Below are 14899 nucleotides of genomic sequence, written 5' to 3'. Positions count from 1 at the left end.
AGAATCGCTAAAGGATTTGCGGTGTCCTATCGCCGTTGCGATGTAGCGATTTAACTCGTCCCAGATTTCCGGCCAGGTTTCGCGATAGGCTTGCCTACGCAGTCTGGATGCTTCCCACCGAGGATCGGATGTAGCCGTCGTTGTAGAGGGACACCATATCCTTTCCCCAGCCTATGTAGATTGGTCGAGCGGTTGTCGGCACTGCCATTCGTGAAGAACCAGGGGCCGTTGGGCCATTCATCTCCCGGCGCTGCGTCAGGGTCGGACTTGGAGGCATGATATTGCCCCTGCTGCTGTAATTTCATCACGCTAACTGTCGAGGGTTCGTTCTGACGAAAGCTGCAAGGTAGCGACGCCAATCGGCAGTTGGCAGGGATGAGACGCACGAGATATCGGTTGGGGGCGCTGCACCGCGACGGTAGCTTCTAGGCGAGGGCGTGCGTGCTGGCTCGGGTCTTCCGGCTGGTCAAAGGCAGAGACATCAACCGCCGATGCTCAGCTTCCGGGGTGCCATATGACTCGCCTGCGAACTCGACTAACCTACTCCGATCCCGAATTCCCAGATTGCCCCTGGTCGACCGGATCAACTGCTCGCCTTCGAGAACGTGAATTGCATCCGTTACGGAGGGCCGACGCGCTCCAAGCATGATCGACAGATACTCGTGCGTCAGACCGAAGGAGTTCGTTGCCGAGCGATCATCCACCATGAGTAGCCAGCGCGCTAACCTCGAACTTGCCGTTGGCGAGGGCGGTGTGGCTGACCTGGATACCGAGGGATCGAGCAAAGCGTGCAGCCAGGATCTCAAGCTCGGGACACTCCTTGAGAAACAGCAGGAAGTCATCTGCCGCCATTGCAAGAGTCTCGCCCTCGATCTGATTAATCAGCTCATGTGGTGTTCGGTCGTCGCCTACTGCGATCCCGGTGCCAGTCATTCCCTCTCGTCCAATCAAACCCGCCTCGATCCGCGATCCGGCGGAGCCAACTGCGATAAGCGATCCAACGAAATCGGTGGGGAAATAGACCCGGCTGATGGTCTGGTTCGCTACCTCCAGGACAGCGCCTCTGGGCAGAGCGATGTGCCGAAGGAGTGGAAGTAGGTTTCCCAATTGATGCCGAGGCAGCCGAGCGAGAATTTCATTGCGACAGGCCACCTCCAACGGCACCGACCTCGGTCTCACCGATCGCGATAGTGCTAGCGCCAATCCTTCATCATCGAGAGGTTTGCGCAGCACGATTTTGTCTGCATGGCGGGCAGGAACAATATCGGGCTCGTATGCCGTGGCAAAGACAAACGGGACACCAAGGCGTTCCAGTTCGTCCGCTACTGGAAACACCATCTCTCCGCCCAGATTGATATCGAGGATCGCGCCGTCGAGGTCGCGCGTGGACGCGATCAACTCAAGTGCGATGTCCACGGAAGGCGAAGCACCAGCGACGACGGCACCGAGATCTGCAAGCCAACTCGCCAGCTCGGTAGCTGTATGGTAATCGTCCTCAACGACGAGAATGCGTTTTCCCTCAAGGGCTTCTCGCGCGACCATGACGATCCTCGCTCACACATACTGAAAGGGACGGTATGTAGCGCAGGGTTCATGCTTAGCAAGGCGAGAGGTCTGCTTTGGGCCGACTGGCGTCCTATCCTCTACTTGTTCCTCCCGCCGCCACGCTGGTCCGCCGACTGCGGTCTGCGGCTAGAGCTTGCTCACCGCTTCGACGATATCGCGCAACGTGATCGGCTTTTGAAGCCTGGTGACATCAGCTAGTTCATCGGGGATCACATCCGGATTGTAACCCGTCAGGAAAACGAATGGCGTCCCGCGCTCAACGAGTTTACGTGCGATCTCGAACCGCGGGCCACCTCCACCAAGATTCAAGTCGAGCACAACGGCGGTTGGCGTCTCTTCTTCGAGAAGGCGCAACACGTCCTCCTCAGTTGGGCATGGGCCAAGGACCTCGGCACCTGCTCCTCGCAGCGCCGCCGCCGTGTCGGATGCGATGTAATAATCGTCTTCGACCACGAGAACGGTCTTTCCAGTGAGGTCCGGCGCTCCGGTCATGTCGACAGTTCCTCCGTATAGTCGTGTTGGCGCGGGGGCGTCAGTCTCCAGAATGCTTTCAGCTTCTCTAAGCGGAAACTCAATGTGGCAGTGAGCGCCGCCCGGCTCAATCGACGTCTTGCCTGTACCACGAAGTTCGTAAGGTATTTTCGCCTCGATCAATTCGGAGCCGAAGCCGCGGCGTGTTGATGGAGGCCGAAATGGCGCGCCTTCCTCGACCCAATCGATTGCAAGCCACGGCTTTTCCCGCTTCTCGAAGAGTGTCCACGTGACCGATACCTTGCCGCCATTGACCGACAACGCGCCATATTTCAAAGCGTTGGTGGCGAGTTCGTGGAACGCCAAGGTCAAGACTTCGACGGCCTTGGGGGACAGCATAAGATCGGGGCCGGTCAGTTCATACTGGTTTTCGGAATGCGCCTGCGCTCCGATTTCGCTTTCAAGGATGCCGCGTAGCGATCCGCCTGCATTGGCCTGACGCGTGAGCAATGTCTGAACCCGGGCCAAAGCCAGCAGCCGACCAGCGAGCGACACCTTATAGTTCTCGACATCGCCCGCTCCATCGGCGGACCTCACCACGGTGGAACGGATTATCGCCATGATGTTTCTTACGCGATGCTGCAGTTCGGCTAGCAGCACGCCTTGGTGTTCAACGGCCATTTTTGTCTCGGTGACGTCTTCAGCGATACCACCAATGCGCTCCACGTTGCCCTTCTCGTCACAGAGCGGGAAGTCTGTGTCCCTGATCCAACGGAATGAACCATCGTTCCGCCGGATGCGGAATTCATGGACGGCCGGCTCACCATTGCGCGCCTGATTGATGTGGTTCATAGCCGTGTCCCGATCCTCAGGTACGATCATCGCTGCCCAGCGCCTGATGTCGCCGATGAAAGTGTCGGGTGCGGTGCCATAGATTGTCGCGATGGCCGGGCTGACGAACTCCATGTTGAGCGTCTCGGCGTTTCGCATCCACAGGGCCGCTGCGGAGGCGTTGGCGAACTGCTGAAACCGCTCTTCGCTCACGCGCAGTGCCGCTTCGGCGCGGGCGCGCTCGACGGCCGCCCATGTTCGCTCCGCTGCTTCCTCGGTCAATTGGATATCGCACAGCGTGAACTCATGCGGCGTGGCGTAGTTGACCCCCAGCCAGGCGACGAGTCTTCCTGCCTTTACCAGCGGTACATTCAGGGACGCACCGATGCCCGCCTCGGCGAAAGCTCCTCTCTCTGCTTCGCTCAACCTTTCGTCCTGAGCAAGGTCGGGCTGGATGCGATTATGCCCGGCGCGCAAATCCGCCAGAATGTCGGACCCGTAGTCAGCATAGCGGAACGTCCCGGACATGTCGGGCGCGCCGTCGACATAGTTCGGGGACACGACGAAGGTCTCGCCATCCCCAGTATCTTCTCCATAGGCGACGCGGCTTGCGCCCAGATGTCGACCAAGGACCGTGGCGGCAGCGAGCTGGATCGCTGCCGGGTCCGCCAGCGGTCGAAGCGTATCGCTGAGTTCGAGCAGGAATGCCTGCCGCTCTTCGCTTTCGCGCAGGGCGATCTCGGCGCGTTTGCGTTCGGTGATGTCATAGAAAACGCTGACTAAGCGCCTGCTTCCAGAGCCACCGACGCGTGCTGTAGAACTATGAATCCATCGTCCCGTGGGTTGGTGCCACTTTTCAATCTGCTCGGCCTCTCCGGTTTGAACCACCCGGCCAAATGTTTCAGTCCAATATGCCTCTGTTCCAGGCATTACCTCACTAGCCAGCTTACCTGCGACATCCTTCAATCCGCTCTGCTTTTCGTAACCAGCATTTGCTTCTAGGATCTTCCAATCTACAGGCCTGCCAACGTCGTCATAGATCATTTCGAAAATGCAGCAGGCTTCTATCATTGTTTCAAAAACCGCACGAAACTTGGCCTCGCTCTCCCGCAAGGCATCGTTCTCGGTCTTGGCATCCGCGAGGAGGCGCTCCAGTTCTCGTGCGTCAGCCACAGTTAAGCTCCTCGTGTAGGACATCGCTCACGAAGTCGATAAGCTGCACCGTATCACACAACTTGGCGGTAGCTCGGCTCTTTCACAGCCAATGCGCGGTTCGGGCCGACTGTCGTCCTGACCGGATTGCGCAACGAGCGGTCATGTTGACCGCGGGCCTCCCATGAAGACCGGCCCGTGAACAAGGCGGCCGCACGCTTTCACCGCTGAACTTGGCTGATCCGCGCAACCCGATATCCGCAATTTACGTCAGCATTTACTGTTACGTACTTCTTTGCATCAACGACGATCACCCAGAAGGTTCCAACCTAACATCGGAGCCTTCCATGAACCGTCACGTAAGAACCATCGGCGTTGCACTGCTCTTTGGCCTGCCGTCCGTCGCCTCAGGGCAATCTGGCCCCACACCGGTGACCGTCGATAACTTTGTGCGTGCCGAATCCGACACCTATATCGGCAGTCTCGCCAAGCAGGCCGGCGGACTTGGGAAGCTGGTTCATCATCGTGAACCGACACCCGTCGAGGACCATTCGGTCATCAGGCTCAACCGGGACACCCTCTATAGCTACGGCATTTTTGACCTCGATGCCGGCCCCGTGACCTTCACGTTGCCTGATCTGGCGCGCGCTTCATGTCTCTGATGGCCGTAAGTCAGGACCATTATGCGACGACCGTTTACGGAGCCGGAACACACACCTTCGACAAGGCCACCGTCGGAACGCGATATGTCCTGCTCGGCACCCGCATCCTGGTTGATCCCAACGAGCCTAAGGATATCGATCAGGTGCATGCGCTTCAGGATGGTATCACAGCCAGCCAAAATGGCACCGGCACGTTGGAACTGCCCACTTACGACACCGCTAGCCAAAAGAAGGTGCACGACGCGCTTCTCGTTCTCGCATCGACTCTTTCGAATTTCGACAGGGCGTTCGGTACGAAGGCAGAGGTCGATCCCATCCGCCATTTGTTGGGCGCTGCCTACGGGTGGGGCGGAAACCCCGATAAAGACGCCAGGTACCTCAACATTACTCCAGAAAAGAACGATGGCACGACCATCTACAAACTCAAGGTCAAGGACGTGCCTGTCGACGGCTTCTGGTCCATCAGCGTCTATAACGCCGAGGGCTTTTACGACAAGAACCCCTACAATGCCTACGCCCTCAATAGCGTGACGGCCGAGAAGGGCGATGATGGCTCAGTCACGGTTCAGTTTGGAGGCTGCGACGGCAAGATTGTCAACTGCCTACCGGTCGCGAGGGAGTGGAATTACATGGTCCGCCTCTACCGCCCACGAGCCGAAATTCTCGACGGTTCCTGAACATTCCCCGAGGCGGCGATCGCGAACTGATTTCCGAGATTGTTTGTGGCCGCTAACAATTATCGCGCCACGACTGCGACACCAACGTCCGCAAAAGGCCCGAACGCAGTCACGGCACCGCCCTTTGATGGCGCGGCATTCGTTGCCGCGCCATCGGATCAGTGATTATCGGAGTGAGCGGAATGCTGATCGCAACTCAGCCGAGAACAGTTCCGGCTCCTCCCAAGCGGCAAAGTGCCCGCCTTTGTCGACGATATGGAAATAACTCAGGTTCGGATACGCACGCCGCGCCCAGCTTTCCGGTGCCTGATAGCTTTCTCCCGGAAAGACAGTGATCGCCACTGGCAACGCTATGTCACGGGTCTTCTGCTGGGCCGAGAACGCCGGGCTCGTTCCGCCGGTTTCCCAATAGAGCCGTGCGGACGAGATGGCGCTGTTCGTCAACCAGTAGAGCGTGATGTCGTCTAGCACCTCATCAAGTGTCTTCTCAGTGTCGCTGTTGCTGTAGGACCAATGTGAGAAGCCCGGATGGCCGAGCATCCATGCCGCAAGCCCCGCTGGGGAATCCGTCAGGCCATAGCCGACGGTCTGCGGGCGCGTCCCCATCATGATGGCATAGGATCGGTTGCCCATTTTCGCGCTCGTGTTGAGCGCATCGAAGGTGGCGCGTTCCTCGGCCGTGAGGCTATCGGGCGCGGGTCCGCCCTGTGTGAGGACGGCAGCCACTTCCGGCGGAACCACCGCCGGAAGGTTGATGTGGATGCCGAGCAATCCCTCGGGAGCCAACCGCGCCATCGCGCTTGAGACCGGAGAGCCCCAATCGCCGCCTTGGGCTACGTAGCGTTGGTAGCCAAGCCGCTTCATGAGTTCAGCCCAGACTCTGGCGATGCGGTCGGGACCCCAGCCGGTCGTTGTTGGTTTCCCGGAAAAGCCATAACCCGGCATCGAAGGAATAACTACATCGAAAGCGTCCTCTGGATGTCCGCCCTGTGCCGTAGGATCGGTGAGCGGCCCGACAACCTTCAGGTTTTCGAATATGGAACCCGGCCAGCCGTGGGTAATGATGACAGGCAACGCGTTCGGATGCTTCGATCGAACATGGATGAAGTGGATGTCGAGGCCGTCGATGTTGGTGGTGTACTGCGGCAACACGTTCAGCTTTGCCTCGGCCTTCCTCCAATCGTAGTCACTGCCCCAGTGCTCGACCAGCGGTTTCAGCCTTTCCAGTTGGATGCCTTGCGACTGGTCGGAGACTGTCTCCCGATCCGGCCAGCGCGTCATGCGGATGCGCTGGCGCAGGTCATTCAGGTCGTTGTCACTCGCGTTGACGCGAAACGGCCTTACCGCTTCGGCGTCGGTGGATGCCACCGCTGGAGCCGATCGAAGAGAGGTGCCGACACTTGCGGCAGCCAGGCCGATCACAGCCGAGGCCACGAGTTTCCGTCGTCCTTGATCGACGACTTCCTGGGGTTGGTTGAAGTCGAGACGTTTCTTTTCCGGGGTCATTTGATTTCCTCCTTTCCAACTGCAAGCTGTTGAGCAGTTCGGCAGCTGTCAGGATGGCGAAGGAGTGCTGTCGTCGTCTGCTCGCTGTAGTTCGGCTTTGACATATTCGTCTCCATTTGAGTTCACCGAGATTCAGTTCCCCAGCGCAGCGCGCTCGATGCTGGCCGCAAAGAGTGGGTCTCGCCTTGATTGTGGGCAATCGACATCGGCTGTCGCTGCGCACGGAAAACGTCGAACGGAATGCCCTGCCTGTCGAGAAATGCCTTGAACTCGTCCGTTGTTCTGGAACGGACGAGATTGGTGAATTCGCACGACCGGTCGTCGATACGACGAACGCTCAGTCCCCAGAGAACATGGATCGTTGTCCTGCCCGTCGGCATGATTATATCCGAAACAGAGGCCTTGGACCGATCTGCGAGAGCTGCGGCAAACCGCTGAAGCGCGAGGAGATGCGCGCAGAATTGAACCGCTATTATGCGCTGGAACGGGATGAACGCTGGGAGGCGTTCAAATCCGCCCGGAGGTAATTGCGGCAAGGACACTAGACCTAGGAAATAAGACTTCGTCTCTCACGCGCGCGCCCCGCAGAAAAGTTGAAGTCCAGCGTTATAACCAGCCGCCCGCGAATCCGGCCCGGCGCAGTCCGCGGACGATGGGTTCGCAATTCCTCATCAGATTCCAAAGGAAGCCGGTGCGATAGTTTTGGATCATCAGCGCCACCGGCCCCTGATCGATCCCGAAATGATAGGGGCTGATCCACCAACCCGTCTGACTGCTTGGATCCTTGAACGTTGGGTTGAAGGACGGCTTGAACCCGTAGAGCCGAGCCATCCCCAGCTTCAGGCCCGCGAAGTTACAGACGGTTGGAATGACGATTTCGGGCGCGAAAGGCAGTGATGCCACAACGACCCAGGGGCATATGGTCCCGTCGTCTGGCCCGAAAGGAGCGCCGCGCGCGATGTAATCGAAGAACTCCCGGCGCGATTCGCCCCCGTGTAGAGTCCGCCAGCCGGGGCCGTCGCAGGCGGTGAATCCCCAGCAATGCTCACCATAACCCTCGAACTGCATTGGATTTCGGATCGCGTAGTCCTGTTGGACATAGGTGGCCTGCCGGCTATTCTCAAAATAGTCACTGTCATGGTCGCGCATGAATTCATCGCGGATGCCCCGGAAATCGATCCACATGTGCGACAACTGGTGGGTGAAGAGCGGACCGGAATACAGCAGCTCCCGCCCGTAGATGTTGCGCCATTCGTAGCTTTCCGTGTAGGCCGCATAGCTTTCCGGCGGCAGCGGGTACGTCGGCGACCCGAGCCCCAAGATGTAGAGAAGCAGGCCTTCGTCATACCCACGCCAACGATAGGGAATGAAGCCGTTCTCCGGTCGCCAGCCATGCGTCAGCGTCGCACCGTGGTTACGCGCCCAGTTCCAGTCTGCCCGCTGGTACAGCGCTGTCGCTAGCTCCCTGATTTTCGCTTCTTCGGGGGTCTCCCCGTCAAAATAGGTGGCGACTGTCAAAGCACCGGCAAACAGAAAGGCCGAGTCGATCGTCGAGAGCTCGCATTCCCACACCCGGCGTCCCGTTTCAATGTCGAGGAAATGATAGAAGAAACCCTTATAACCGGAGGCGTTAGGTTCCGGTCCCTGGTGGCATTGCATCAGGAATTCGAGACGACGTCGGGCAAGCTTGGCGCCAAACTCTCGGATGAGGACATCGCGCTCCACCATGCAGGGAATAGTCGCAAGCGCCATGCCGACGGCAGCTATGCTTGCCGGTGCGCCGGGTTGCGTCTTGTCGCGAACGAGGCCGTTGTCCGGGTTCGTACAATACAGATAGTAGTGCAACGTCGACAACTGCAGTCGACGGAAGTCCTCGTCTGTTGGCATCTGGTTCCGTCCGGTATCGGTCGACAGCAATTCCGACATGACTACCCCACCACCAACTGGACCTCATGGTTTCGAGTGTCGTCCGCGAGTGAGACGTTTCACCCAGTGAGGCCCTTGCCCACCGCCGCCCAGTCAGCGAGCGATGCCTGCGTCCAGAGATGGAATCTCTTCGCACCTTGACAAGGGGCCGCGGCGTTAAACCGTCAAGTGTGCTGCCACATGGCCTCCGAACATCCTGGGGACGCTCGCCGCCGCTGCAAGCGATCCTCCGGAGACAGCCGGCGACGCGCTCGGGCCGTTCAGAGCCTGCAACAAGGATTGGGCGACCTCTCTCGATTGTCTGCTGCGGCGTCGGTTATTTGGCGTTCTCGCGGTGACAGTTCTCGACGGCCTCGGCGGCCGTGTCGCCGAAACCCATCTGCTTGTTCTTGTCATCCGGGTCGCAGATCCAGCGGTCGTCCTCATAGACGGTCACCTCGAAGCCGAGGCGCTTCGACGCCTCGGCCGAGAGTTGCTGTTCCGTGCTGGTAAGCTTGCGCATGTGTGCCATTTGTTCGCCTCCATTAGGTGTAGCCGTAATCGTGCATGATATCGGCCCAAACGGCGCTCGCCCGACAAACTGGCCTTGGCAATTCGCCGTCCTGCCGAAATGATCCCCTAACCCGCCAAATCGGCGATCCGGCAGAAGTTCTACTGGGCAGCTGTCAGGCCTCTTTAAGCGCCTGCTTCAACCGATACATCTCGACTGGCTTGTCGCAGACTGGAACGCTGCTGAACTTCGAAGGAATCGTCGACGCGTCGTAGCCGGTGGCGAAAACGAATGGCACGTTACGATCAGCTAAAGCTTCGGCGATTGGAAAGACATCATCATCGCCAACGTTGACATCGAGGATAGCACTGTCGATTTGCCCTTCGCTTTCAAGCAGCTCGAACGCGATTTCGAGGCGACCGACTGGACCTATGACCACTGCCCCCTCCTGCTCAAGCTCATTTCGCAGCTCGTTGGCGAGCATGTACTCGTCTTCGACGACGAGGATACGAAGACCGGCTATGCCGTGCTCAGGCATGTTCTGCCTCCTTGACTGCCGTCGAGACCGGAATCGAGATCGTACAGTGCAGTCCGTCAGGTTCGAAGCTATATGACGTCTTCGCGCCAAGCTGATAAGGCAAGGCCTTTTCGATCAGCTCGCGACCTTGACCTGTTCCACTCGGCGCATCCGCAGGAGGCAGGGTCAATCCAGTCTCACGCCAGTCGATGTGCAGCCATGGCTTGTCCGAGGCGCCAGCGGGCTCGAATGTCCACCGAACCTGTAACTGCCCGGACGGTTGCACGAGCGCGCCATATTTCGATGCATTTGTCGCCAGTTCGTGGATCGCGATCGCCAATATTTGAACAGTCGAAGAGCGCAAGCGGACGCCTTTCGGGCCTTCTACCTTCACACGGTCGGGTTCAGCGCCCATTGCCGTGAGTTCTGTGGTTATCAACTCATCGAACATGACCCGATCATGCTCATTAAGACGCGATAGAAGACCCTGCACTCTGGCTAGAGCTGCAATGCGGTCACGGTAGCGTGCCCTGAAGTCAGGGAAATCCGCGCTGCTGCGTGCGGTAGCATCCGCCATGGATCGCACAACGCCCAAAAGATTGCGCGTGCGATGCTGCAACTCGGCGATCAGCAGCTTTTGTCGCTCCTCCCATTCATGCCGTTCGGTCGTGTCAAGCATTGCTCCTATCATCCGGACGGGGTGCTCCCCATCGTAGAAGAACCGCCCTCGCGCAGATAGCCAATGCAATGAGCCGTCAGGGTGGAGGGTCCGAAATTCGTGGACGTATTCGCTACGTGTGTCGCGGGCAATCGCAATGGCCGCTTGGGTGTCCTCCCGGTCATCTGGATGCACGCGAGCAATCCATGCCTCAAAGCTGGGCTTGACCTCGCCGACCTCGTAACCCTGCATGCGGAAATGTTCGTCTGACCAGGTCACGTCACCGCTCTGAACATTCCAATCCCAAAGCGCAAACCGGGCGATTTCCGCCGCGCTCCTGAGACGTTCCTCGCTGTTGGCTAAAAGCACCTCGGATGCCTTCATCGAGGTAATGTCCTGCCCGATGCCGCCGATGCTGACGACCTTGCCGTTATGCCCTCGAATTGGGAAGTCAGTGTCCCGGAGCCACCGGATTTGACCATCAGGTTGGCGCTTTATGCGGTATTCGAAGGTTGCAGGTTCGCCGGAGCGTACAAAATCGATCATGGACCGGGTATGCTCGCGGTCCTCGGGGAGGATCAATTCAAGCCAGTTGTCAAAGGTGTCTCCCCTAAGTGCCTGGTCGCGGCTCACTCCATAGATGACCTCGAACGCTGGCGTGAGATAGGTCCAAGCCAGCGTTTCTGCATCCCGAATCCAGAGCACATCCTGCGAGGCGTCGCCGAACTGGCGAAGCTTTTCTTCGCTTTCCCGCAACGCCGCCTCGGCCCGCCGCTGCTCGATCAGGTCGGCAGCCTGGCGCGCCAACAGATCAAGAAAGCGCAACTGGTCCCCACTCGGCCGATGTCCGGAGGATCGCCAATGAGTGTTCAGCATGCCGATGGGTGCTCCACCGCGCGACAGCAGCGGTGTTGCCTGAGCAGAACGAAGCCCTGCTTCGACATGCATCTGGCACGCCCGGTCAGTGTCGTTGGGGTCGAAATCGACGAAGCTCCGCTGGCCGGTAGCTAGTGCGATGCCACAACCCGTCCTGCTGTCGGCGTCAACGTGATGAAAGTAATCGATCATCTCGCGAGGGATGCCCTTCGTCACAAGCAGCACAAGTGAGCTGGTCTCGGGATCATAGGCCTGGACCGTCCCGGCATCGGAACCCGCGATGGCAATGGCGGTCGACAGGATTTCCTCATAGAGGGCTGACACACTTTCTTCCCGCGTCATTCTGACAGCCAACTGATGCAGCAGAGCGGTCTGTCTGAGCTCGACCTCAAGGCTTGCCTCACTGGCTCTGAGGGCAGTCTCAACTCGCTTGCGTTCTGTGATGTCACTGATGACGGAGATGCATCCGGTCACATTACCCGCAGCATCCATCGTTGGCGCTGTCGCTACGTCGGTCCAGAACTGCCGACCCTCGTCGTCAGTGTAAAGAAGCTCCTGGCCGGGTACGACCCTTTCCCCGCGCAGCGCCCTTGCGTTAGGCCAATTATCCTTTGGGAGCGGCTCGCCGTCTTCGTTCCACGCCTTCCAACGGTCTCCGCGGCTGCGATCGCGCGACGGGATGACACCACTGGGTAGGAAACGCCGAAACTCGTCGTTCGCGACAACCACCTGTCCTTCGGCATCGATAACGGCGAGGCCGGCCGGCACACTTTGGAAAGCGGCAGCCAGTCGACTTTCGCTCTCGCGCAATGTTGCCTCCGCGCGCGCACGCTCGACGGCCGCCCACGTCCGATCCATGACCTCCTCGACCAGCCGCAGTTCTTCGTCCTGCCATTCTCGCGGCTCCAGTGCGTGCAACACAGCGACAAGGTTGCCGTCCTTGACCAGCGGAACACCTGCCAGGCTTCGAATTGCCAAAGCTCGGATGGCCGCGCGCCCCTCTTCAGACAGTCGCGGATCGGTCTCGGCGTCGCTGACCACGTATTTTTTTCCGGCCGTGTAAGCGGCGGATATGTCGGGTGCAAAATCGGACATCCTGAGTATGTCGGGCCAAACGACAGAGACGGTCTCGACGCTTGCTCGCCGCAACATCTTGTTCTGGTCATCATCGACCTCGTAGAAAGAAGCACCGATCAGGCCCAGATGCTGAAGGAGAAGCTCCATCGCCTGCGTCAGTACAGCCCCAGGGTCTCCCAAGGAGCGCAAGGTATCGCTGAGCTTCAGCAGAAACGCCTGACGCTCCTCCCGCTGCCGCCGCTCAGTCCTGTCCTCGATTGCCAGCAGGATGAGTTGCATATGATCAATCCGCCGGGCGTTCAGGACCATGTTCTTTCGCCCAATGAGTTCGAACTCGTGGTCAACCTCGAAGTCATCGAACGCGTTGTTGTCAGGTAAGACCTCTTCGAGCAGCGTCCGCAGCGCCGGGATGTCCCATTGGTTGTTTCCCAGCTCGTAGACGAGTCGTCCCTCTGTGTTTTCTTGATCAACCTTGAAGGTCTCGTAGAAGGTCTGATTGGCCGATTTGACCCTCAGGTCCCAATCGAGGATCAGCAACGCGTCGCGGGATGCGTCCACGATCTTATCAGCATATTCCTTCTGACCCTCGAGCTCCCATAGGGCGTGTTCGCGTTCCGTGACGTCCTCGATGGAAAGGAGGATGCGGTCATTGCTACCCTCGCGCCGCATCATGAACGCGTTCAGCATCATCGTGCGACGACCGATATTTTCGAAGGCGTGATCAACCCGATAGTCAGTGATTTCTGTACTGTCCGGAAGGATCCGTTCGAGCAGTTCCCGAAGTGCTGGGATATCCCATTGGCGGTTGCCAAGGTCGTACAGCTTTACGCCCTCAGTTTCGTCAACACCGACGTCAAACATTTGCAGGAAAGCGCGATTGACCCTTTCTACCACGAGGTCGCGCGTGAGAACGATGAGGGACTGGCGCGTTGTGCGAAATATCGCCTCAAGGTACGATTGCGCCTCTGGGGCGCTTGCAGAGCCTCTGTGCTGATTGGAACCGTGCTTCACATCATCGCTCTCCATCCTGCAAGGCATTACAGCCCTGAGCGTCTGAGGATGCCCCTTTAGCCAGAGCTTCGCGCTTGCGAAAGATCGAGGATCACAGCGCGGACGGAAATCTTTGGGCCGGAAAAGCACCAAACAACGACTTCGGCAGTAAGTTCCCGACTTAGTGTAGCGCGCAATGGCACGCCCGTCTTCCTCTATTGCGAAATCCCCGAAGTGGGCGACCCACTAGCGTAGCGGCCGCGGGTCGCTAAGGCCCAGTTCCTATAGCCACTCGATCCAGCGACCATGGTGGTCGCAGGCGGCGAGTTGCCTGGTTTCGCCATGTGGCCAAATTGTTAGCCGCAGCACCGCATGTGGCGCGCCGGCGGCGAGCGGTTCTACGGAAAGCCAGGCAAGCGGAGATCGTTTCGTGGCCACAGTGCCGGCTTGGCGTATGGCCTCCTTGATTGCATCCCGCGTTGGGTGGGGCAGGTAGTCCCACACAGCCGAATGAAACACCACGAAAACCGACTCTTCTGATCGCGCAGCCAGTTTTTGCCGCACGAAATCGGCCGCGTCGGCTTGAATTAGCGTGACAGGCGCTGCCACAGCCACCCCGATCGCCGTGTCCAGTCGCTGAAGTCGAGAGGCTTGGTCGGCCCAGATAAAAGATCTGAGGCGAAGCCGCGCAGCCTCGCTCGAGAGATCGACCGGCGCGATGTCACAACCAGAGCGCGCCGAAATCGTCAGCGCTCCATCGAGCGGCGGAACATTGCCGCGGAGGTCCGGTGCGAGGCGAACCGGGGAAGCGGAGCTGCCCCATTGGGCAGTGCCATAACGATAGTGGAAGCGGTCGAAGTTGAGGTTCAGTCCGGCGCTTGCGCCGATTTCGGCAATTTCGAGCGGCACACCGGCCTCTCGCGCTATCGAGAGGAAGCCTGGCAATAGCATTGCCGACCGAGCGACTTCGTTGGTCTGCGGCACGCTGTCAAGCGCCTGGCACAATCCCTCGTCGTGCTGTCGTATCGCAGCGGTGATCGCGTCCCGTAGCATGGAATCGCCAACCTCTCGCGGCGGATACACTGCAGCAAGTCCTTCGTCAGCGCCGCGCAACACGAGTCCATGCAAGGCACCCAGCAGCCTGAGCGCCAGTGCGTCGGCCGTCGCGTTGCCAGGCCAGCCGAGCGCGCGTCGGCCGGTAGCGGTCGAGAGATCCAATCCCTCGACAAGCGCGCGGCAGACCTTGGCAGAGAAGGGCGAACCGAGCGCATCGCATATGGCGGCTTGGGCTTCGAGGTTTCGCACTGCGGCGGAAGTGTCAGTCTGGTCCATCGAGCAACCAACTTTCCATTGATATAAGGTGGTCATGGCCGTGCAGGATTAGATTCAACGTTCTCATCGTATTTCAACCTACATCGGCCTTCCCGGCAGCGCTGCAAATCCTACAGAGGCGTGCCGGATAGTCGGTATGGTGATCGGCCCGGAACCAGCGCAGAGTTT

Annotated in this window: 11 protein-coding genes and 1 pseudogene; 2 read left to right on the top strand and 10 right to left on the bottom strand. The window is 59.0% G+C overall.

The genetic code is table 11. The annotated features are described in order from the left end of the window. Positions 1 to 425: 425 nt before the first annotated feature. The 3 genes from BN77_RS35955 to BN77_RS24215 all read right to left on the bottom strand — a co-directional run bounded on the left by BN77_RS35955 (position 426) and on the right by BN77_RS24215 (position 4041). On the bottom strand, positions 426 to 707 hold the full coding sequence (locus BN77_RS35955; RefSeq protein ID WP_007537036.1) for a helix-turn-helix domain-containing protein: 282 nt from the start codon (positions 705 to 707) through the stop codon (positions 426 to 428). After that, a complete protein-coding gene (locus BN77_RS33710; protein WP_007537034.1) occupies positions 697 to 1542 on the bottom strand; it encodes a response regulator in 846 nt (281 codons plus the stop codon). The genes BN77_RS35955 and BN77_RS33710 overlap by 11 nt, the downstream gene beginning before the upstream one ends. 150 nt (positions 1543 to 1692) lie before the next feature. Next, a complete protein-coding gene (locus BN77_RS24215) occupies positions 1693 to 4041 on the bottom strand; it encodes a PAS domain S-box protein (RefSeq protein ID WP_007537032.1) in 2349 nt (782 codons plus the stop codon). Positions 4042 to 4367: 326 nt separating this feature from the next. Here BN77_RS24215 and BN77_RS35710 point away from each other — a divergent pair, with 326 nt between their 5' ends. Further along, positions 4368 to 4682 carry a DUF1254 domain-containing protein gene (locus tag BN77_RS35710; protein WP_007537030.1) on the top strand — a complete coding sequence of 105 codons (315 nt, stop codon included), beginning with the start codon at positions 4368 to 4370 and terminating at the stop codon, positions 4680 to 4682. Further along, entirely contained in the window at positions 4673 to 5359 is a 687-nt protein-coding gene (locus BN77_RS24210; protein ID WP_007537027.1) for a DUF1214 domain-containing protein, read from the top strand. The genes BN77_RS35710 and BN77_RS24210 overlap by 10 nt, the downstream gene beginning before the upstream one ends. Positions 5360 to 5524: 165 nt before the next feature. On the opposite strand, the gene BN77_RS24205 is transcribed toward BN77_RS24210, so the two are convergent. The 7 genes and pseudogenes from BN77_RS24205 to BN77_RS24175 form a co-directional block, all read right to left on the bottom strand. Next, a complete protein-coding gene (locus tag BN77_RS24205; protein ID WP_007537025.1) occupies positions 5525 to 6865 on the bottom strand; it encodes an epoxide hydrolase family protein in 1341 nt (446 codons plus the stop codon). 132 nt (positions 6866 to 6997) lie between these two features. Beyond that, positions 6998 to 7263 (bottom strand): annotated as a pseudogene (locus BN77_RS32510) (hypothetical protein); the annotation flags it as partial. A gap of 208 nt (positions 7264 to 7471) precedes the next feature. After that, positions 7472 to 8791, bottom strand: a complete 1320-nt coding sequence (locus BN77_RS24195; protein WP_007537021.1) for a glucoamylase family protein — start codon at positions 8789 to 8791, stop codon at positions 7472 to 7474. Positions 8792 to 9107: 316 nt separating this feature from the next. Further along, positions 9108 to 9302 (bottom strand): hypothetical protein, encoded by a 195-nt coding sequence (locus BN77_RS24190; RefSeq protein WP_040678403.1) that lies wholly within the window; start codon positions 9300 to 9302, stop codon positions 9108 to 9110. A 154-nt stretch (positions 9303 to 9456) separates the two neighbouring features. Further along, positions 9457 to 9819 carry a response regulator gene (locus tag BN77_RS24185; protein WP_040678401.1) on the bottom strand — a complete coding sequence of 121 codons (363 nt, stop codon included), beginning with the start codon at positions 9817 to 9819 and terminating at the stop codon, positions 9457 to 9459. Next, positions 9812 to 13420 carry a PAS domain S-box protein gene (locus BN77_RS31525; RefSeq protein ID WP_007537019.1) on the bottom strand — a complete coding sequence of 1203 codons (3609 nt, stop codon included), beginning with the start codon at positions 13418 to 13420 and terminating at the stop codon, positions 9812 to 9814. The genes BN77_RS24185 and BN77_RS31525 overlap by 8 nt, the downstream gene beginning before the upstream one ends. A 261-nt stretch (positions 13421 to 13681) precedes the next feature. Then, positions 13682 to 14731, bottom strand: a complete 1050-nt coding sequence (locus BN77_RS24175; RefSeq protein WP_007537017.1) for a DUF2332 domain-containing protein — start codon at positions 14729 to 14731, stop codon at positions 13682 to 13684. Between the last annotated feature and the right edge of the window lie 168 nt (positions 14732 to 14899).

The sequence above is a fragment of the Rhizobium mesoamericanum STM3625 genome (assembly GCF_000312665.1).
Taxonomy (GTDB): Bacteria; Pseudomonadota; Alphaproteobacteria; order Rhizobiales; family Rhizobiaceae; genus Rhizobium; species Rhizobium mesoamericanum.
The sequence above is the reverse complement of the archived record's forward strand: the minus strand, read 5'-3'. Positions and strand labels throughout refer to the sequence as shown.

Excerpts from the sequence above, each read along its gene's own strand:
- BN77_RS35955 (WP_007537036.1), bottom strand. The coding sequence starts at position 707 with ATGGTGGATGATCGCTCGGCAACGAACTCCTTCGGTCTGACGCACGAG.
- BN77_RS33710 (WP_007537034.1), bottom strand. The coding sequence starts at position 1,542 with ATGGTCGCGCGAGAAGCCCTTGAGGGAAAACGCATTCTCGTCGTTGAG.
- BN77_RS35710 (WP_007537030.1), top strand. The coding sequence starts at position 4,368 with ATGAACCGTCACGTAAGAACCATCGGCGTTGCACTGCTCTTTGGCCTG.
- BN77_RS24210 (WP_007537027.1), top strand. The coding sequence starts at position 4,673 with ATGTCTCTGATGGCCGTAAGTCAGGACCATTATGCGACGACCGTTTAC.
- BN77_RS24205 (WP_007537025.1), bottom strand. The coding sequence starts at position 6,865 with ATGACCCCGGAAAAGAAACGTCTCGACTTCAACCAACCCCAGGAAGTC.
- BN77_RS24195 (WP_007537021.1), bottom strand. The coding sequence starts at position 8,791 with ATGTCGGAATTGCTGTCGACCGATACCGGACGGAACCAGATGCCAACA.
- BN77_RS24190 (WP_040678403.1), bottom strand. The coding sequence starts at position 9,302 with ATGGCACACATGCGCAAGCTTACCAGCACGGAACAGCAACTCTCGGCC.
- BN77_RS24185 (WP_040678401.1), bottom strand. The coding sequence starts at position 9,819 with ATGCCTGAGCACGGCATAGCCGGTCTTCGTATCCTCGTCGTCGAAGAC.
- BN77_RS24175 (WP_007537017.1), bottom strand. The coding sequence starts at position 14,731 with ATGGACCAGACTGACACTTCCGCCGCAGTGCGAAACCTCGAAGCCCAA.